This is a genomic window from Actinomyces qiguomingii, assembly GCF_004102025.1.
Lineage (GTDB): Bacteria > Actinomycetota > Actinomycetes > Actinomycetales > Actinomycetaceae > Actinomyces > Actinomyces qiguomingii.
Genome location: NZ_CP025228.1, coordinates 1,493,337 through 1,510,495, shown reverse-complemented (window position 1 = coordinate 1,510,495; position 17,159 = coordinate 1,493,337). Strand labels below are relative to the sequence as shown.

General features: G+C 67.5%; 18 protein-coding genes. 10 read left to right on the top strand and 8 right to left on the bottom strand.

Annotated elements, in window-relative coordinates; genetic code table 11:
- Positions 1-36: 36 nt before the first annotated feature.
- Both CWT10_RS06200 and CWT10_RS06195 read right to left on the bottom strand, forming a co-directional pair.
- Positions 37-1,200 carry a hemolysin family protein gene (locus CWT10_RS06200; protein ID WP_103064291.1) on the bottom strand — a complete coding sequence of 388 codons (1,164 nt, stop codon included), beginning with the start codon at positions 1,198-1,200 and terminating at the stop codon, positions 37-39.
- Positions 1,197-2,528: a hemolysin family protein gene (locus CWT10_RS06195; protein ID WP_103064290.1), complete on the bottom strand. Its 1,332-nt coding sequence runs from the start codon at positions 2,526-2,528 to the stop codon at positions 1,197-1,199. Before CWT10_RS06195 ends, CWT10_RS06200 begins: the two co-directional genes overlap by 4 nt.
- Positions 2,529-2,774: 246 nt before the next feature.
- Between CWT10_RS06195 and CWT10_RS06190 the strand changes: the two genes are divergently transcribed.
- The 4 genes from CWT10_RS06190 (at position 2,775) to CWT10_RS06175 (ending at position 6,630) form a co-directional block, all read left to right on the top strand.
- Positions 2,775-3,365, top strand: a complete 591-nt coding sequence (locus CWT10_RS06190) for a GDSL-type esterase/lipase family protein (protein WP_103064289.1) — start codon at positions 2,775-2,777, stop codon at positions 3,363-3,365.
- Between the two features lie 181 nt (positions 3,366-3,546).
- A complete protein-coding gene (locus tag CWT10_RS06185; protein WP_199176395.1) occupies positions 3,547-4,881 on the top strand; it encodes an ABC transporter substrate-binding protein in 1,335 nt (444 codons plus the stop codon).
- On the top strand, positions 4,878-5,759 hold the full coding sequence (locus CWT10_RS06180; RefSeq protein ID WP_218937331.1) for a carbohydrate ABC transporter permease: 882 nt from the start codon (positions 4,878-4,880) through the stop codon (positions 5,757-5,759). The genes CWT10_RS06185 and CWT10_RS06180 overlap by 4 nt, the downstream gene beginning before the upstream one ends.
- Position 5,760: 1 nt before the next feature.
- Entirely contained in the window at positions 5,761-6,630 is an 870-nt protein-coding gene (locus tag CWT10_RS06175) for a carbohydrate ABC transporter permease (RefSeq protein ID WP_103064288.1), read from the top strand.
- Positions 6,631-6,639: 9 nt separating this feature from the next.
- Here CWT10_RS06175 and CWT10_RS06170 read toward each other — a convergent pair whose 3' ends face one another.
- Entirely contained in the window at positions 6,640-7,263 is a 624-nt protein-coding gene (locus tag CWT10_RS06170) for a TetR/AcrR family transcriptional regulator (RefSeq protein WP_244936782.1), read from the bottom strand.
- Between the two features lie 90 nt (positions 7,264-7,353).
- Here CWT10_RS06170 and CWT10_RS06165 point away from each other — a divergent pair, with 90 nt between their 5' ends.
- The 3 genes from CWT10_RS06165 to CWT10_RS17330 are packed head-to-tail and all read left to right on the top strand — an operon-like array spanning position 7,354 to position 9,881.
- Positions 7,354-8,280 (top strand): ABC transporter ATP-binding protein, encoded by a 927-nt coding sequence (locus tag CWT10_RS06165; protein ID WP_103064286.1) that lies wholly within the window; start codon positions 7,354-7,356, stop codon positions 8,278-8,280.
- Complete coding sequence (locus CWT10_RS06160) at positions 8,277-9,452, top strand: ABC transporter (protein ID WP_233188388.1); 1,176 nt, start codon at positions 8,277-8,279, stop codon at positions 9,450-9,452. Before CWT10_RS06165 ends, CWT10_RS06160 begins: the two co-directional genes overlap by 4 nt.
- A gap of 21 nt (positions 9,453-9,473) precedes the next feature.
- Positions 9,474-9,881: a hypothetical protein gene (locus tag CWT10_RS17330; RefSeq protein ID WP_233188387.1), complete on the top strand. Its 408-nt coding sequence runs from the start codon at positions 9,474-9,476 to the stop codon at positions 9,879-9,881.
- A gap of 150 nt (positions 9,882-10,031) precedes the next feature.
- Here the strand turns inward: CWT10_RS17330 and CWT10_RS17945 are convergent, their stop codons facing one another.
- The 3 genes from CWT10_RS17945 to CWT10_RS06150 all read right to left on the bottom strand — a co-directional run bounded on the left by CWT10_RS17945 (position 10,032) and on the right by CWT10_RS06150 (position 11,262).
- A complete protein-coding gene (locus CWT10_RS17945) occupies positions 10,032-10,106 on the bottom strand; it encodes a 50S ribosomal protein bL37 (protein WP_416171729.1) in 75 nt (24 codons plus the stop codon).
- 149 nt (positions 10,107-10,255) lie between these two features.
- Positions 10,256-10,579, bottom strand: coding sequence for a mycothiol system anti-sigma-R factor (gene rsrA, locus CWT10_RS06155; protein WP_103064285.1), 324 nt, complete (start codon positions 10,577-10,579; stop codon positions 10,256-10,258).
- Positions 10,579-11,262: a sigma-70 family RNA polymerase sigma factor gene (locus CWT10_RS06150; RefSeq protein WP_233188386.1), complete on the bottom strand. Its 684-nt coding sequence runs from the start codon at positions 11,260-11,262 to the stop codon at positions 10,579-10,581. The genes rsrA and CWT10_RS06150 overlap by 1 nt, the downstream gene beginning before the upstream one ends.
- A 205-nt stretch (positions 11,263-11,467) precedes the next feature.
- Between CWT10_RS06150 and CWT10_RS06145 the strand changes: the two genes are divergently transcribed.
- Together CWT10_RS06145 and CWT10_RS06140 are read left to right on the top strand one after the other, a co-directional pair.
- Complete coding sequence (locus tag CWT10_RS06145; protein WP_103064284.1) at positions 11,468-11,977, top strand: DoxX family membrane protein; 510 nt, start codon at positions 11,468-11,470, stop codon at positions 11,975-11,977.
- Between the two features lie 209 nt (positions 11,978-12,186).
- The gene (locus tag CWT10_RS06140) at positions 12,187-14,424 is read left to right on the top strand and encodes an NADP-dependent isocitrate dehydrogenase (RefSeq protein WP_103064283.1); all 2,238 of its coding nucleotides are present in this window, start codon (positions 12,187-12,189) and stop codon (positions 14,422-14,424) included.
- A gap of 126 nt (positions 14,425-14,550) precedes the next feature.
- Here the strand turns inward: CWT10_RS06140 and CWT10_RS06135 are convergent, their stop codons facing one another.
- Positions 14,551-14,730 carry a hypothetical protein gene (locus tag CWT10_RS06135; protein ID WP_103064282.1) on the bottom strand — a complete coding sequence of 60 codons (180 nt, stop codon included), beginning with the start codon at positions 14,728-14,730 and terminating at the stop codon, positions 14,551-14,553.
- A 566-nt stretch (positions 14,731-15,296) separates the two neighbouring features.
- On the opposite strand from CWT10_RS06135, the gene CWT10_RS16940 reads away from it, so the two are divergent.
- Positions 15,297-15,458: a hypothetical protein gene (locus CWT10_RS16940; protein ID WP_174721940.1), complete on the top strand. Its 162-nt coding sequence runs from the start codon at positions 15,297-15,299 to the stop codon at positions 15,456-15,458.
- Positions 15,459-16,899: 1,441 nt separating this feature from the next.
- Here CWT10_RS16940 and CWT10_RS17940 read toward each other — a convergent pair.
- The gene (locus CWT10_RS17940; RefSeq protein ID WP_158247709.1) at positions 16,900-17,127 is read right to left on the bottom strand and encodes an IS3 family transposase; all 228 of its coding nucleotides are present in this window, start codon (positions 17,125-17,127) and stop codon (positions 16,900-16,902) included.
- Between the last annotated feature and the right edge of the window lie 32 nt (positions 17,128-17,159).

Genomic DNA, 17,159 nt, shown 5'->3' with positions numbered 1-17,159 from the left:
TCTAGCCAAATGTATAGGTCAGCGCCAGGACGGTGGTCACACCGCTTCCAGGTCCTCCCCCTGCCTGCGCTTGCGTCGCTGGAAAGCGTCGCGCTGCATGGCGTCGTGCACCTCGCCGACGAGTTCTTCAAGGATGTCCTCCAGGAAGACCACGCCGATCGTATTGCCGGACGAGTCCTGGACTCGGCCCAGATGGGCGCCGGAGCGCTGCATGGCGGCCAACACGTCCTCGGCCTCGTCACCTGCATGCACGGGGACCAGGGCGCGCACCCGCCATGACGGAACCGGCCCGGTGCGTTCATCGCCGTCGGCGTACAGCACATCCTTTAGGTGCAAGTAGCCAATCACACCCGCATCCCCGGCGACGGAGGGGTCATCTGGCTGCGCCCCGGCGACGACCGAACGGTCTCCGACCGGGGCTGCCGGCCGGACACCGGCTCGGACAATCGGGAAACGGGAGTATCCCGTGGCGGCCACCGCCTGCTCGACGTCCTGCGGCGTGCATCCGACAGGCAGGGTGAACAGCGAACCCACCGGCACCATCACACCGCTGGCGTTCTCCTCGGTGAATTCCAGGGCTCCGGATAACAGACCGGTGTCATCGTCGAGGACACCTTCAGCGGTTGAACGCTCCACAATGGAGGCGACCTCGGCGGCGTTGAAGGTGGCCGATACCTCCTCCCGCGTCTGCACGCCGCACAGGTGCAGCACCCCATTGGCGAAGCCGTTCAGGGCGCCGATGATGGGGCCCAGCAGCCGGGAGATGCGTAGGAGCGTCGGCACCACCCAGCGGGCGGCGGTCTCGGGCGCGGCTATGGACAGGTTCTTGGGCAGCATCTCCCCGACCACTACATGGGCGTACACCACGAGTACGAGGGCGACCGCCACGGCGATCGCATGAGCCCCCGCGCCACCTACCCCGAGCCGTTCCAACAACGGGGTGAGCAGGCGGGCGATGGCCGGTTCTGCCACCACGCCCAGGCCGGTGGAGCAGACGGTCACTCCCAGCTGGGCGGTGGCGAGCATGCGGGATACGTTCTGGAGCGCCCACAAGGCGGTGGCGGCGCGCCGGTCGCCGGACTCCGCAAGCGGTTCAAGCCGGGCGCGGCGTGAGGAGGTGACGGCGAACTCCGCCGCCACGAAGAAGGCGTTACCGGCCAGCAGCACCACGGTCAGCAGGAGGGCCAGGGAGGTACTCATCGTTGCGGCTCCTGTCCCCCGGGGCCGGCTTCGGGCGTCTCAGGGGCGGGATGTGGGTGAATGCGTAGGCGGGTTATGCGGCGCCCCTCCATGGCCTCTACCGTGATAAGTGCCTGTGACGTCTCCACGGCGGCGCCGACCTCCGGGATGCGCCCGAGTTCGGTCATCACCAGGCCGGCGAGGGTCTCATATGGACCGTCGTCGGGAACACGCACACCAGCGCGGTCGGCGAGCTCATCGGGGCGCAGCCATCCGGGTACCAGCCAGTCCCCCGCTGTGTCGGCGTGGGCGCCTAAGCGGCGCCGGTCGTGCTCATCGGCGACGTCGCCGACGATCTCCTCAATGGCGTCCTCCAGGGTTACTACACCAGCGGTGCCACCGTACTCGTCGACGACCAGCGCCATCTGACTGCCGGTGTCGCGCAGCTCCACCAGCAGCGCGTCCAGCGGCATGGTCTCCGGCACGCGGTGGGCGGGAGTCATCAGCGAGGAGGAGGTGACCGGGACGTCAGGACGCTTGTCGTAGGGGACCGCGATCACCCGTCGCAGATGCACGATGCCGAGCACGTCGTCGGCGTCGTCTCCCAGGACGGGAAAGCGGGAGTGGCCGGTGGCCCGTGCCAGGGCGACAACGGCCTCGGCCGTGTCCTGATCGGTCAGTGTGTGCAACCTGCCGCGGTCGGTCATGACATCGACCGCGGTCAGTCGCCCCACGCCGATCGAGCGCGTCAACAGCGCGGCGGTGGTGACGTCCAGGACGCCCTCGTCGGCGCTGTGACGCACTAGGGCGGCCAGCTCGGAGGCAGAACGGGTGCCGCTGATCTCTTCGGCGGGCTCGATTCCCATGCGGTGCAGGACCCGGTTGGCCGTCCCGTTGAGCACGGATATTACGGGCCGCAGCAGTGCGCTGAAGCCCATGAGGAAGGGGGTTACCGCCCGGGCCGCCCGCATGGGATCGGACAGGGTGGCGTTCTTGGGAATGAGTTCACCCACAACCATGGAGAAGGCATTGACGATGATCAGGGCAGCGGCAGCAGCCGCGCCTACGGCCACGGACTGCGCCAGCCAGCTGGACATCACCCGGGTCAGAAGCGTTGCCAGCGCCGCCTGCATGGTGTACCCAAGCAGAATCGTCGTCAGGGTAATGCCCACCTGGGCGCCCGACAGGAGAGTGGACAAGCGGCTCAGAGCCCGACGGACCCTGGCGGCGCCCCGATCGCCGGCAGCGGCGCGCGTGTCCACGGTGGAGGGGTCCAAGGCCACCAGGGAGAACTCCCCGGCGACGAAAAGTGCGGTTCCGGCCGTCAGCAGCACGCCGACGGCGACCATGAGCCATTCCCTCACGCGCAGCCTCCGGCCAGTATCCGGTGACGGGAGTAGGGGTGGGGGTGATCGGGATCTGAACTGGTGCGTGCGGGGCGCTTGCGCGCCCGGCGAGCGTGTCGTCGCATAGTGCAGGCACGTTATCACTCCATCGCCCTACTAAGACGCCGCGCGGCGCCGGGCACGCGGGCCCGGCGGTGGCAGGATGGGGCCAGGAAGTCGTCAACAGGTGAGGAGGGGTTCCGGGTGGCTATGGACGATGTGAGTCTGTGCTTCGTCGGCGACGAACTGGTGTCCGGCTATGGGGACGCCCGCGCCCTGGGCTGGACGGGCCGGGTGATGGCACGCACGCCGCGTGAGTTGGACATCATGTGGAACACGCTTGCCGTTCCCGGTGAGACGACTGCGCAGCTGGCCGAGCGTTGGCAGGGCGAGGTCGCCCGCCGCAGCACGCACACGGGGCTAAACCGCCTGGTGATCGGGGTCGGAGTGGGGGATGTGCTCGCCGGCGTATCCCCTGCGCGTTCTCGACTGGCCATTGCCAACGTGTTGGACGCCGCCTCCGGCGAGCACCGCTCCTGCTTCGTGGTGGGTCCGCCGCCGCTGCCCAGCGCCGACCCCGACGGGACCGCGGCGCTGTCGCGAGCGGTCGGCGAGGTCTGCCAGCGTCGGGGCATACCGTTTGTGGAGACCTTCGAGCCGTTGCGCAATCACGACCAGTGGCTGACCGACGTCGTGCCCGACGGCGGGACGCACCCGGGTCAGACCGGCTATGGGCTGCTGGCATGGCTGGTGCTGCATCGCGGCTGGTATGAGTGGTTGGGCGTGTCGGCGCCGCGCTGAGCCAGACCCGGACAACCCGGTATGGCGACGGCTTCGTCCCATACGGCCATCCGGACCGGGGAGGGGCTTCCCATCCGGGACATCACCCGTTAGAATCATCACATTTCTTCGCGGCTCTTCCTGAAGGTCGATGGAGAGGGGCGCGGCTGAACTCGACCTCGATGATGAGTGAGGAACGATCGTGCACGCATCTATTCCACGACGCGCCTTCCTCAGCCTCGGCACCGCCGCGGCGATGGCGGTAGGCGGCTGTTCTATGACCAATGACCGCGCCGAAACCGCCGGGACCATCCCACCCGCCTCGGGTCCGGTGACGCTGACATACTGGTCGTGGCTGAAGGATCTGCAGACGGTCGCCGACCTGTACAGCCGCGTCAACCCGAATGTGAGGGTGGATGTGACCTGGATCCCCTCCTCCACCTCCGGCGGATACCAGAAGCTCTACTCCGCATTGGCCGCCGGCGGCGGACCCGATATCGGTCAGGTGGAGATGCGCATGATCCCCGAGTTCGTCCTCGCCGGCGACCTGGTGGACATCTCGCGTTACGGCGCACGGGACCACCAGGAGCGTTTCGACCCCGCTGCCTGGAGCTATGTGGACCTGGCCGACGGCGTGTATGGCATCCCGCAGGACACGGGCCCGGTGGCGATGTTCTACCGCACGGACGTATTCGATGAAGTGGGCGCCTCACCGCCCACCACCTGGCAGGAATGGGCGGACACCGCCCGACTCATAAAGGACAGTCGGCCCGGCACCTACATGGATGTGTTCAATGTGGCCGACGGAAATATGTTCGCCACACTTTGTCAGCAGGCGGGCGGCAACTGGTTCATGCCCGAGGGCGAGGAATGGATTATCAACCTCACCGATCAGGCCTGCCTCCAGGTCGCTTCCTTCTGGGACACGGCGATCGACGACGCGCTGGTCAACACCGCATTCGGAGCCTTCTCCTCCCCCTGGATGTCTGCCATGGGCGCGGGCTCCCTGGCCACCCACACCAACGGCTCCTGGGCGGACGCCCTGATCGAGGCCGTTCCAGGTGGCGCGGGTAAGTTCAAGGTAGCCCCCATGCCCCGCTGGGACACCGGTTACGGGTCGAGTTACTCCGGCGGATCGACTGCCGCGGTCATGGCCAACTCCCAACATCCGCAGGAGGCCACTGACTTCATCATCTGGATGCACACCGACCCCCAGGCCCTGGACTCGCTGATCACCAATTGCGGGACCGGGTGGTCCCCGGCGGCGGTGTACATCGGCCAGGTGCGCGAGGGCCCCAGCGAGTTCTTCTCGGGCCAGAGCTACAACACCGAGGTGATCGCGCCCATGGCGCGGGAGCAGAACCTGGACTGGCTCTGGCCGCCGTTGTGCCAGCAGTCGATCAATATCGTCGCCGATGGGATGCGGCGCAAACTCACCGACGGCACCTCGCTGGTGGACTCCCTGGCGATTAGTCAGGCCGAGATCGTTGAGGCCTTCCAGCGTCGTGGTCTGCGAGCCAGGGAGGCGGAACAGTGAAGAAGAACGCCGCGCCGTACCTGCTGGTGGCGCCATTCATGCTGGTGTTCCTACTGACCTTCATCGTGCCGATCGTGGTGGCCGTGGCGCAGTCCTTCACCCGCACCGGCTACGCCGGACTGTACGGTGAGGGCGGCACCACCGAGACCTTCGCGGGTTGGGACAATTACGCCACTGCCCTGGCCAACGCCAACTTCACCCAGTCCATCGGGCGGGTGCTGTTGTTCGGCGTTGTGCAGGTGACCGTCATGATCGCGGCGGCCACTGTCCTGGCACTGCTGCTGGAGTCGGCGGCGGCGCGCTGGCCCGGCCTGTTCCGGGCCCTTTACTTCATGCCCTACGGTGTGCCCGGGGTGATCGCCACGATCCTGTGGTCCTTCCTGTATATTCCCGGGCTCTCACCGATCGTGGACGCCCTTGCGGTGGTGGGCATCGAGTACGACTTCCTAGCCGAGGGCAATGTGCTGTGGTCCATCGCCAACATCGTCACCTGGGCGTACACCGGCTACAACATGCTCATCATCATCGCCCAGCTGAAGGCGATCCCGGCCGAGGTGTACGAGGCCGCGAAGGTCGACGGGGCGGGGCCGGTGCGCATAGCCACCTCTATTCAGATCCCGCTTATCCGCCCGGCGCTGCTGCTGACCATCGTCTTTTCCATCATCGGCACCCTGCAGCTGTTCGCCGAGCCGCAGATCCTGGCAACGATCGCCCCGGCGATCAACACCGAGTACACGCCCAACTACTCCGCCTACACCTGGGCTTTCCAGTACAACGACTACGGCGTGGCGGCTGCCGAGGCGGTCATCATAGCGGCGGCGGCATTCATTCTGTCCTTCATATTCCTGCGGGCCACCACCGGACGAGGAGGGGACTGACATGGCAGATCGCAGCAGCCGCGAGGCCGGGACACGCCGATCCACGACCTTCTTCGTCACCAGCGTCCTGGTGCTGGTGTCGCTGTACTTCATCATCCCGGTCCTGTGGGTGGTCATCAACGCCACCAAGACCACCGATGATCTGTTCTCCACCAACGGCTTCTGGTTCGGTGGAAGTTTCGCCCTGGTGGAGAATCTTCGCAATGTCCTGACCTCCAACGGTGGGATCTTCCCGCGCTGGTTCATCAACTCCCTGCTCTACTCTGGTGCCGGGGCGCTGCTGGCCACGTACTTTGCGGCAGCAGCGGGCTACGCCCTTTCCAAGTACCAGTTCCGCGGGAAGAACCTCATGTTCGGGCTGGTCATGGGCGGGGTGCTGGTTCCCGGAACCGCTACGGCGCTGCCGCTGTTCCTCGTGTTCAGCCGGATCGGGATCACCAACACCTACTTGGCGGTACTCATACCCGCCGTCGTTTCCCCCTTCGGCCTGTTCCTGTGCCGGATCTACGCCGACGCCGCGGTGTCCACCTCGCTGCTCGAGGCCGGCCGGATTGACGGGGCCGGAGAGCTGACTATCTTCCACCGGATCGCGCTGCGGCAGATGGTGCCCGCCCTGGTGACCGTGTTCCTGTTCCAGTTCGTGGCGATCTGGAACAACTACTTCCTACCGTTGATCATGCTCGCCGACGAGCGCCTCTACCCCATCACCCTGGGACTGAACACGTGGCTGTCCCAAACCAACCGATTGCCGGAGTTCTATCAGTTGACCATCGGCGGGGCACTGCTGAGCGTCATTCCGCTGGCGCTTCTCATGCTCGTGCTCCAGCGGTTCTGGAAGGGCGGACTCACCGAGGGCGCCGTCAAGGAGTGATCAGAGTGATCAGGAGGACGCCTCCTCCAGGGCGGGCAGCCAGGCCAGAACCTCATCCAGTCCCGCACGCAGATCGGTGGCGAAGCCGTCGTCGTACCAGTTGCGCAAGACGCACATGATCGCCCAGATCACGCCCGAGGCCAGTACCCGGGCGGTACGGAACGTCCAGCGCCCGGATGCGGCCGCAACCCGGGCGATGGCGTCGACCTCCTGGTTGATCACCAGTGACATGGCCCCCTGAACGGAGGGGACCTCGAAGCACAGGCGGGCGCGGAGCATGACCGTCTCCGCGGCGTCAACGAAGTGATCCGCCCAGAGGTCGTCCAGAACACGAGTCACGGCGTCGGCCAGGCCGGCCCCCTGCGCCAAGTGATGCCCCAGTTGGTCACGAATGCGGTCGTCGTACTCGTCGTGAAGGACGAGGCCCTCCTTGGTTCCGAAGTATCGGTAGACGGTGCTGGGCGAAACCAGCGCGGCCTCGGCAATCTGCTCGATGCTCACGGCATCGAAGCCGCGGGCCTGGAACAGGCAGAGCGCCACTTCCTGAATGTGGCGCATGGTCGCCGCCTTCTTGCGCGCGCGCAGGCCCGGGCGCGGCGCCGGCGCCGCGGCGGCCGAGGACGAATCAACCACGGACGCCACCACCTCCTGTCGCCTCGCTGTCGCCCAGCACTGTCACCTCACGGGCTTGACAGTCACACCCTATCAAGTAGAGTCACTCTCATGAGAGAGGCACTGTCAGAATTTGTCGTGGACGCCTCTGGACTCGTCAAGCGCTTCGGAAGGGTCACTGCGCTGGATGAACTCGATCTGACCGTGTCCCGCGGCGAGGTGCACGGATTCCTCGGCCCCAATGGCGCCGGGAAGTCCACTACCATTCGTGCCGCGCTCGGCCAGCTGCGGCTGGACCGTGGCCGTGTCGAGGTGTTGGGCCTGGACGCGTGGGACCACGCCGTGGACATCCACGCCCGCCTGGCCTACGTGCCCGGGGACACCATGCTGTGGCCCGGACTGACCGGCGGACAGTGCGTCGACCTGCTCGGCGGCTTCCACGGAGGGATGAACCGCAGGCGCCGCAACGAACTCATTGAGCGCTTCGATCTCGACCCCACACGGCGCTTCCGCGCCTATTCCAAGGGCAACCGGCAGAAGGTCGCACTCGTGGCGGCACTGGCCTGCGACGTCGAGCTGCTCATCCTGGACGAGCCCACCTCCGGGCTCGACCCCGTCATGGAGGCCGTCTTCCAACAGGTAGTAGCCGAACGCGCCGCAGCGGGCGCCACGGTGCTGCTCTCAAGTCACATCCTGGCCGAGGTCGAGGCCCTGTGTGAGACAGTCACCGTGGTTCGCGCCGGGCGCGCCGTCTTCACCGGCCGCCTGGACGAGCTGCGTTCCGGCCGGGCCACCGCCGTCGACACCGTCACCCCCGCACCGGTACCGGAACTGAGGCTGATCGGAGGAGTCGACCGTTTGCAGACCGATGAGGCGCACCTGGGGGTGCGCACCACCCTTCTGGCCACCGCCGAGGCCCTGCCCGCAGTTCTGGCGGCGCTGAGCACGGCGCGCCCCACACAGCTCATAATCAGCCCGCCGAGCCTCGAACAGCTGTTCCTGGACAGCTACACCGCGAACGGCGGTGACCCGCGGTGAACCGCTCCCTCCGCCTGTTCGGCGCCCGTCCCCTTGCCGGAATGGGCCGGATGACATCCCTGGGTCTGCGCACCTCCTGGCCGGCCCTGGCCCTGACCGCGGGGACCTGCGTGGTCCTAGTCGTGGCGGTCGCCATCGGCGTCAAGGGCCTGTATCCGACTGCGTCCTCCCGGGTGGAGTACGCCGCCACCGCGGGCGCGTCGATTCCAAGCATCGCCTTCAACGGGCGCGCCTACGGTTTGACCTCGTTGGGCGGAATCACCGGGGCGGAGGTGGGTTTCATGGGGCAGCTGCTGTTTCCGATCGTGGCTCTACTGGCGGCCATCCGCCTTACGCGTCGTGAGGAGGAGACCGGCCGCACCGAGCTGCTGACCGCCTCGCGGGTGGGACGACTGGCGCCCCTGGCGGCGGCGACCGTGCTGCTGGTGCTCACCGCTCTCGCCACCGGAATGCTTATGACGGCCGGTATGGCGGCGGCGGGGCTGCCCGCCCGGGGATCCGCCTGGTACGCAGCCGGAGCGAGTGCCTGCATGCTGCTGTTCGCCGCTGTCGGTCTCCTGCTGGGCCAGTTGTGCCAGCAGGCGGTTACCGCGCGGCAGCTCGGAATCGGCCTCGTGGTGATCGCCTTCCTCATCCGTTTCGTCGTCGATGGCCTGGAGTGGGAGACGACCTGGGCCAGTCCACTCGGGTGGCTGCCGGAGGTGCGCGCCTTCGACTCCCCTCAGGCCTGGCCCTTGGCGGCTTATGGCGCCGCTGCACTCGTCCTGCTCGTCGTTTGCGCGGTCGCGGCCGAGCGTCGCGACGCAGGAGCCGGCGTATTCGCCCCGCGTCCGGGCCCGGGCCGTGGTCCTGAGGTGCAGCGGGCCTGGCGGCTGGCGCTGTTGCTGGAACGGAACGCGACGACGCCATTGCTCCTCCTCACCTGCCTGTGGACGCTCTTCATTGGACTGTTCAGCGAGGAGATGACCGAGATCATCCAGGACAACCCCTCCTTGCTGGCGGCGATGGGGCTGAAGCGGGGCACGGATCTCATGGCAGCCATGGCCTCGACCGTCATGGTCGCCTCCGCCGGAGCCGCCGCCGTGCAGGGAGCCTCTCGCCTGGGGGCGGAGGAGTTAGCCGGGCGCCTGGGAATGCTGCTGTCCACCCGCTGCAGTCGGCCGCGCATGTAGGCCGGCTGGTGGACGGCGACCTTGCTGTCCGCCGCGGTGGTGCTGACCGCCTCCGCGCTGCTACTGGGGGTGAGCACCTGGGCGGCGACCGGGCGGAGGGAGGCATTCAGCACGGCGCTGAGGATCGGCGGCTGCTATCTGGTCCCCGTTCTTCTCATCGGTGCCGCCGCCGCGCTGCTCGCAGCCCTCGGCCCGCGCTGGCCGGTGTTGAGCTGGGCGATCGTTGTCTGGACGACGGTGGTCGGCTTCCTCGCCGAGGCGCTGGACCTGCCTGAATGGGCACGGGACCTGTCACCGGCGCACGCGGTCGGCGTGCTGCCCATCGATGACCCCGACCTGCGCATGATCGGCCACCAGGGCGGCGCGGCGCTCGTGCTGCTGGTCGCGTCCCTGCTCGTCTTCCAACGGCGGAGTCTGCGGGCGGGCTGAGGCCACAGCGATACGCCTGGGGCAAGCGGCTCGCAAAACCGACCGGCCCAGCGGAGGCGGTCACACCGCCTTGACGAAGACGGCCGGCCACCAACAACGGTGACCGGCCGTCTTCGATGCCTGCCCAGGTGCGCCTCAGCGCCACCGGCCTCAGGCGTTGGGACGCTTGCCGTGGTTGGCGCTCTTCTTGGCCCTTGCACGACGTTTACGACCGCGCTTGCTCATTGGTGCCTCCTCATTCAATGGTGGTTCGTATCCGCCCCGAGGGGCACGGAACGCCGGGAATTATGGCATATCGGAGCTGACGCTGCCAGCCTGGCGCCACGACTAATTCGCCCGCACGGGCCAACTCGACCGCTGCGCCGCCCCGTCAACTACCGACCTTCTACGTGCACAAAGGTCGTGGTGACCCGCGTGGTGGAGGACACGGATGTGGTCGAAGACGTGATTGATGCGGTGGACAGATATCCCAGGACGCGAGCGCGCAGCGCCGCCGGCGCCTGCTCGGCGCAGCGCGAACGCACCAGTTCACGCAGATGGCGTTCGGCGTCGGCGGCACGGGAGCAGTGCTCACAGGAGGCGACATGTTCAGCCAAGCGGGCCTCGAGGTCCTGATCGACCTCGTGGTCGAGGAACCGCTCGAGGTGAGCGCGGGCCTCCGTGCACGAGCAGGGTTCGGTCCGGTAGTTGTTGGCCATTAGTTCTTCTCCTGGTCGCTCGTGTAGCCCAGCTGTCTGGCGTGGTCCGCCAATAGCTCGCGCAGCTGTCGACGCCCGCGGTGCAGACGGGACATGACGGTGCCGATCGGGGTGCCCATGATCTCGGCGATCTCCTTGTAGGAGAATCCCTCGACATCGGCCAGGTAGACGGCCAGGCGCCGTTCCTCGCTGAGCTCCCCCAAAGCGGACTTGATCTCCTCGTCCGGAAGCTCGTCCAGGGCGAGGTTCTCGGCGCTGGGCAGTCCGACAGAGTCATGGGACGCGGCCCGGTGCAACTGCCAGTCCTCAACCGTATCGGCGTCGGACTGCTGCGGTTCGCGCTGCTTCTTGCGGTAGGTGTTAATGAAGGTATTGGTCAGGATGCGGTAGAGCCAGGCCTTCAGATTCGTCCCGGGCCGATACTGGTGAAAGGCGCCGAAGGCCCGGGCGTAGGTGTCCTGCACCAGGTCCTCGGCGTCGGCCGGGTTGCGGGTCATGCGCAGGGCGGCACCGTAGAGCTGATCCAGATAGGGCAACGCGTCCGCCTCGAAACGGGCCGCACGCGCCTCGGCGGATTCCTCGGCGGGGGCACGGTCGAGGTGGTCCAGGTCTGCCTGGTCGGAGGACGCATGCGCGGTGCCACTTGGTGGGCCCGCCGGGCTGAGATTGTCTGTGTCCATCATCGACCACGAGCCTAGCCCGCCGCAGCCCTTGATGCGCCGCGACGCCGGACCGCGCACAGGCGTGGATGGGGGCGGCTTCACGGCCGCTGCAGGAAGTACGGAGGAAGTGATCATCGCCGTCTTCAACGATGGTTCGCGCCCACACATTCCCGCATGTCCTCGCCCACTACTGGCACCGACGGGCGCGGTGCGGGAGGATGGGGGCATGAACTTTCTGCGTAGCATCACCCGTCCGGCTCTCGCCGCCCCCTTCGTTGTCGATGGCATTGACGCCCTCGCCCGGCCCAGGCGGCACGTGGAGAAGTTCGAGAAGGTGCAGCCCGCTTTAGAGCGGGCCGGGCTGCCGCCGGTACTGCACTCCGACGCGGAGCTGCTCACCCGTATAAGCGGGGCAGTGAGCGTGCTTGCTGGACTGGGGCTGGCCACCGGACGGGCGCCGCGCACCTGCGCCGCGGTTCTGGCCACGCTTAACATCCCGCTGACCCTGGTCAACAACCCAGTATGGGCCGTGAAGGGCCAGGAAGCGCGCAAACAGGCACTGTCCGGCCTAATGCGCTCCGCCGCCGTCGGGGCGGGACTGGCACTGTCCGCGGTAGACCGACAGGGGCGTCCCTCACTGGCATGGCAACGGGAGAACCGACGCCAGGTCAAGGCTGCCATTGCCCAGGCTCAGGCGCAGGTGCGGGCCCAGTACGAACCGGCGGCGTCGGCCTGAATCGAGCTTTCCGCTCCGTGGGCTTGGAGACCTGGGAGAGCCTTACGGGCAGGGCGGGTGCCTTGGCGGCGTCGGGGCCAGTTCGACCGCCTTGGGCACCAGTCATCGCCGGGCCACGCTAGGCTCATCACTGATGATCCCCCTACGGCCGCCGCCGATACCGGGGACGGCCCGCACACGCCCGCGAGGAACACGAAGGAACACGACCGGTGACCGACCAGAACGCCCCCGCCGCGACTACAGACATCATCTACACGCTGACTGACGAGGCGCCCATGTTGGCGACCCGTTCCCTGCTGCCGATCATCAAGGGCTTCACCCGCGCCGCCGATGTGAGCGTGGGCACAGCGGACATCTCCCTTGCGGGCCGCATCCTGGCGGCCTTCGGCCTGGCCGATGACGACCTGGCCCGGCTCGGCGCCCTGACCGCGGAGCCGACCGCCACCATCATCAAGCTTCCCAATGTCTCCGCCTCCCTGCCGCAGCTCAAGACCGCCATCGCCGAGCTGCGCGAGAAGGGCTACGACCTGCCCGATTATCCCGATGAGCCGAGCACCCGGACCGAGCGGGAAGTGCGCGCCGCCTACGACGCCGTCAAGGGCAGCGCCGTCAACCCGGTGCTGCGCGAGGGCAACTCCGACCGGCGAGCCCCGCTGGCGGTGAAGGCCTACGCGCGTTCCCACCCGCACTCCATGGGCACCTGGAGCCCGGAGTCCAAGACACGCGTTGCCACCATGGACGGCGGCGATTTCCGCCACAATGAGCTCTCGGTGGTGATCCCGGAGGCGGGTACGGTACAGATTCGGCTGGTTCCGGCCGATGGCGGGCAGCCGGTGGTGCTGCGCGAGGCGCTGCCGGTCACGGCAGGTGAAGTGGTGGACGCCACCTTCATGTCGGCCCGGGCGCTGGATGAGTTCCTAATCGGGGCCAATGCCGCAGCCAAAGCCGATGACGTGCTGCTGTCGGTGCACTTGAAGGCGACCATGATGAAGGTCTCCGACCCGCTGATTTTCGGGCACGTGGTGCGGGCCTTCTTCCCCATGACCTTCAACGCCTTCGGCTGCGTACTGGCGGAGGCCGGGCTGCGCGCGGAGGACGGTCTGGCATCCATCCTGGCGGGGATTGACGCCCTACCGGAGCGCGAGAAGATCCGGGCGTGCATTGATGAGGAGATGTCACTGGGCCCACGCCTGAGCATGGTGGACTCCACTCGCGGCGTGACCAACCTGCATGTGCCCTCCGACGTGATCATCGACGCCTCCATGCCGGCCATGATCCGCGCCGGCGGCAAACTGTGGGACGCCGACGGCGGACAGGACGACACCCTCGCCGTCATCCCCGACTCCTCCTACGCGGGCGTCTATCAGGCCGTCATTGATGACTGCAAGACGCACGGCGCCCTGGACCCGTCCACCATGGGGTCGGTGCCGAATGTGGGGCTGATGGCCCGCAAGGCCGAGGAGTACGGCAGCCACGACAAGACCTTCCTGATACCCGCAGACGGAACCGTCGAGGTGGTCGTCACCGCAGGTACGGGCAACCCGACCGGCACGGTGCTGCTGTCCCACGCCGTAGAGGCCGAAGACATCTGGCGGGCATGCCAGACGCAGGACGCAGCCGTACGCGACTGGGTGCACCTGGCCGTGACGCGGGCGCGCGCCACCGGGGCGCCGGCCGTGTTCTGGCTGGATCCCGAGCGTGCCCACGACCGCACCATTGCCTCCCTGGTGGAGCGTTACCTGGCGGAGGAGGACACCGCCGGCCTGGACATCCGCATACTGGACCCGGTCGCGGCCACGCGGCTGTCCCTGGAGCGGGCTCGCCGCGGCGAGGACACGATCTCGGTGACCGGGAACGTGCTGCGCGATTACAACACGGACCTGTTCCCCATCCTGGAGGTGGGTACCAGCGCCAAGATGCTGTCGGTGGTGCCGCTGATGAACGGCGGCGGCCTGTATGAGACCGGCGCCGGCGGCTCCGCCCCCAAGCACGTGCGCCAGCTGCTGGAAGAGAACTATCTGCGTTGGGACTCCCTGGGGGAGTTCCTGGCGCTGGCGGAGGCGCTGCGGCACGTAGCACAGGTGAACGGGAACCCGCGCGCCACGGTGCTGGCCGATGCCCTGGATGCGGCCACCACCACGCTGCTTAACGAGGAGCGCTCCCCCGCGCGTCGCCTGGGCGGTATTGACAACCGCGGCTCCCACGTCTGGCTGGCCCTGTACTGGGCGCGCGAACTGGCGGCGCAGACGGCGGACGCCGACCTAGCGGCCCGCTTTGCGCCCGTGGCCGAGCGGCTGGCCGCGGTCAATGAGCAAGTGCAGGCCGAGTTGGTGGCGGTCCAGGGGCGCCCGGTCGAGCTGGGTGGCTACTACCTGCCCGACCCGGCCCTAGCCGACGCAGTTATGCGTCCGAGCGCGGCCCTGAACGCCATCGTCGACGCGCTGTGATCTGACCGTGTCGGCGACCGACATGCGGCCATCGACGCGGTCATCATGCGTGGGAAGCAGCAATGACGCTCTTCCGCAGACAATGGAGGGGCTAGGTGTCAAGCCCCGGGTTTTGTGGAGGGTGTTTTATCTGGCGCCGGTGGTTGCTGGCTGGGGTTGGTTGATGGTGGTCTGCTCGCCGACGTCCATGACCTTTGCCTCGGCCTCTGCCTCGGGCTCGGGCTCTGCCTCGGGGTCGGGGTCGGTGATGGTGTCGGTGTCGTCTGGTGGGGTGTATGCCTGCTCGTGCTGGACGGGGTTGTGCATGCCTGTGGCGCAGTGAGGCCGGGTGTTGCCTGACCAGTTGGGCCCACTGGGCGGTAGCGAACACGGGCGTCGTCGATGCCCTGCCAGGGGGCCGTGGGAGTCGAGGTAATGGCGGCCCAAGGATCAGTTCCGCCTTGTACAGCCAGTATCAGGGCCTCGGCCAGAGCGAAGCCGAAAGGAAGTCGCCCTCGGGTGCCCACCGAGGCCACAGCGTCGTAGTCCGAGCAGGGCCTGCCCGCACTCGTATTGCCCGGTACAGCCGCACCCCGGTCGGAGTGATGGATCAGGCCGGTAAGGTCGGCTCCTTCGCGCCTGCGTTGCCAGATCCCCATGCGTAGGGCGTCCAACGCAAGGTCGGTATACAAGCTCGTAGAGGTCTGCCACCCGATGATCCGACGCGAGCAGCACGTCGGCGGGCGAAAGCCACATACGCCCAGCCCGACAGGGTGCGCACATAGGTGGGGGCACTCTTCCACGTTGATTTGCTTCAGCGTTCGTGTCCGGTTTTGGGCTGAGGATCAGACCGCATGGGTAGGGTCTTGGTGACACCTTGAGGAGGGTGGGCGATGAGCAGTGATGCTGACACGACGAGGGGTTGGGGGCGTCGGGCCAAGGTGTTGGTGTCGCCTTGGCAGAAGTATGAGATCTACGTAAGGCTGATGCGAGAGGAGGTCACGGTGGGGGCGGCTGCGACCGAGGCCGGAGTGGGGCCGCCCCTACGATCGTGAGGCTGCGGCAGGTCGCCAGGCAAGGCGCCTTGGACGCGCCTGCGGCCTCGGGGTGCGGGTTCGTCTGGCAAGTCGGCTCGTGATGTCGAGCTTGAGCAGGCCAGGGCCGAGATCGACCGCTTGACCCGTACGGTGACCCAGCAGGCGGCGGGGTTGGTGGTGCCGAAGAAAAGGGGGGCTCGGTGGGATGCCCGGTGCCCCGGTCCCCGCCCGGGTGGATGCGCCCGCCGGGCAGGGGCTTTCGGGGGCTGGTGGACTACGCCACCGGTCAGGGCTGGACCGTGGCTAAGGCCTGCGGGGGTCCTGGGACTGGCCGAGCGAGGCTACCGGCGCCGGGGCACGGCGCCAGGGGCGGGGTAGGACTGGCCGACCTCCTGGCCTGGCGCCGCTGCGGGTGCCCTGATGCCGTGCGAGACCCGTGGCGAATTGTGGATGCCTTCGAGACTTTCGGTGACAACGGGCTTCCTCTCACCGTCGCCTGGCCCCGCCGAGGCTCCTACAACGGGTTGTTCTGGGCGTCGGCCTCCACTGCCGGCAGGGTCCTAAAGTGACCACGAGCTTCGGTCCCGGGCATCCCGCCCGGCCAGCGCGCTCCAAGCGTCGTGCGTTCCCCGACCCGGCGACGTACAAGCCCAACTCGATCCTGGGTCCACCGACTCCACTCACATCGTCTCCGCCTGCTCCATGACTGTGCTGACCGGCCGTGGATCTGGTCTGGCGCAAGTGGATCACCCACGAAAGTCTCCAGCGAACAGACCCACCACCAGGCCCCGGCTCGCCCTCACACAGGCCCCGGGGGCGCCGAAGGCCTGTGTGATGCCGCCCAGGGGACCAGCCTCGGGCCCTGAAGCGCCGGCTGACGCTTGACGGAGACGACGAACTGACCCCGATCCTGTTGGCGGTGTCCGACAACGGCCCCCCAGATTGACAAGCTGCCCAGCACCCGCAGGTCCATGGCCATGGTCGCCATCGCCCAGCACTCCCGCCACGCCCGGCGACACGCGGCCGACCAGGCCCGGGGTCGAGTCCCCGGGCGGAACACTCAAGGCGCCAGTGGCCTGGCCTGCTGGCAATCACCGATCCCGCTGCCCCTGAGGGCCGAACTCGACTGTGTGCGCACCGAGTACAACAACCCGGCGCTTGCACTCCGCAAGCCGGCTACGTCACACCCCTGGACGAGCACACCGGGCGCGGGCCGGCCATCCGCAAGGCCCGCCAGGAAGGCCTGAAACGGGCCGCTCAGCAGCGCCTTGCCTACAACCGCAAACAACGAGACAATCAAACCAACCAAGAAGACCACGATGATGTCTGATCCAACCGCCCCAAGCGGACATTAACGCTGAAACAGGTCACACGTAGTGGGGGAATGTCCACACGTCCACAACTCATTGCCTGAAAGCCGAGAAGTGCCTGCCCGCCAGGTCCGCCGGGCACTGCTCCCTTAGGAGCGCTGCGCGTGGTACGCGGTGATTTGGCGCGGCCGGTGGCCGTGCAGGCCCATGGCCCGCATCAACCGCACCCGCGGTGCAGCAGGCGCCGCATGCCCCAGCCCATGCCGCTCACGGGACTCAGGCCGATTCAGCATCGCGTGCATCTTCCTGGCGCCCAGTACGCAGTAGTTGTCCTCATGCACTCTGCTGATTTCGGCCTTCAGAGCCTGGTCGCGCACAGCCCTGGCACTGGGGGGACGGGACTTGCGGG

Excerpts from the sequence above, each read along its gene's own strand:
- CWT10_RS06200 (WP_103064291.1), bottom strand. The coding sequence starts at position 1,200 with ATGAGTACCTCCCTGGCCCTCCTGCTGACCGTGGTGCTGCTGGCCGGT.
- CWT10_RS06195 (WP_103064290.1), bottom strand. The coding sequence starts at position 2,528 with ATGGTCGCCGTCGGCGTGCTGCTGACGGCCGGAACCGCACTTTTCGTC.
- CWT10_RS06190 (WP_103064289.1), top strand. The coding sequence starts at position 2,775 with ATGGACGATGTGAGTCTGTGCTTCGTCGGCGACGAACTGGTGTCCGGC.
- CWT10_RS06175 (WP_103064288.1), top strand. The coding sequence starts at position 5,761 with ATGGCAGATCGCAGCAGCCGCGAGGCCGGGACACGCCGATCCACGACC.
- CWT10_RS06165 (WP_103064286.1), top strand. The coding sequence starts at position 7,354 with ATGAGAGAGGCACTGTCAGAATTTGTCGTGGACGCCTCTGGACTCGTC.
- rsrA (WP_103064285.1), bottom strand. The coding sequence starts at position 10,579 with ATGGCCAACAACTACCGGACCGAACCCTGCTCGTGCACGGAGGCCCGC.
- CWT10_RS06150 (WP_233188386.1), bottom strand. The coding sequence starts at position 11,262 with ATGATGGACACAGACAATCTCAGCCCGGCGGGCCCACCAAGTGGCACC.
- CWT10_RS06145 (WP_103064284.1), top strand. The coding sequence starts at position 11,468 with ATGAACTTTCTGCGTAGCATCACCCGTCCGGCTCTCGCCGCCCCCTTC.
- CWT10_RS06135 (WP_103064282.1), bottom strand. The coding sequence starts at position 14,730 with ATGCACAACCCCGTCCAGCACGAGCAGGCATACACCCCACCAGACGAC.
- CWT10_RS16940 (WP_174721940.1), top strand. The coding sequence starts at position 15,297 with ATGAGCAGTGATGCTGACACGACGAGGGGTTGGGGGCGTCGGGCCAAG.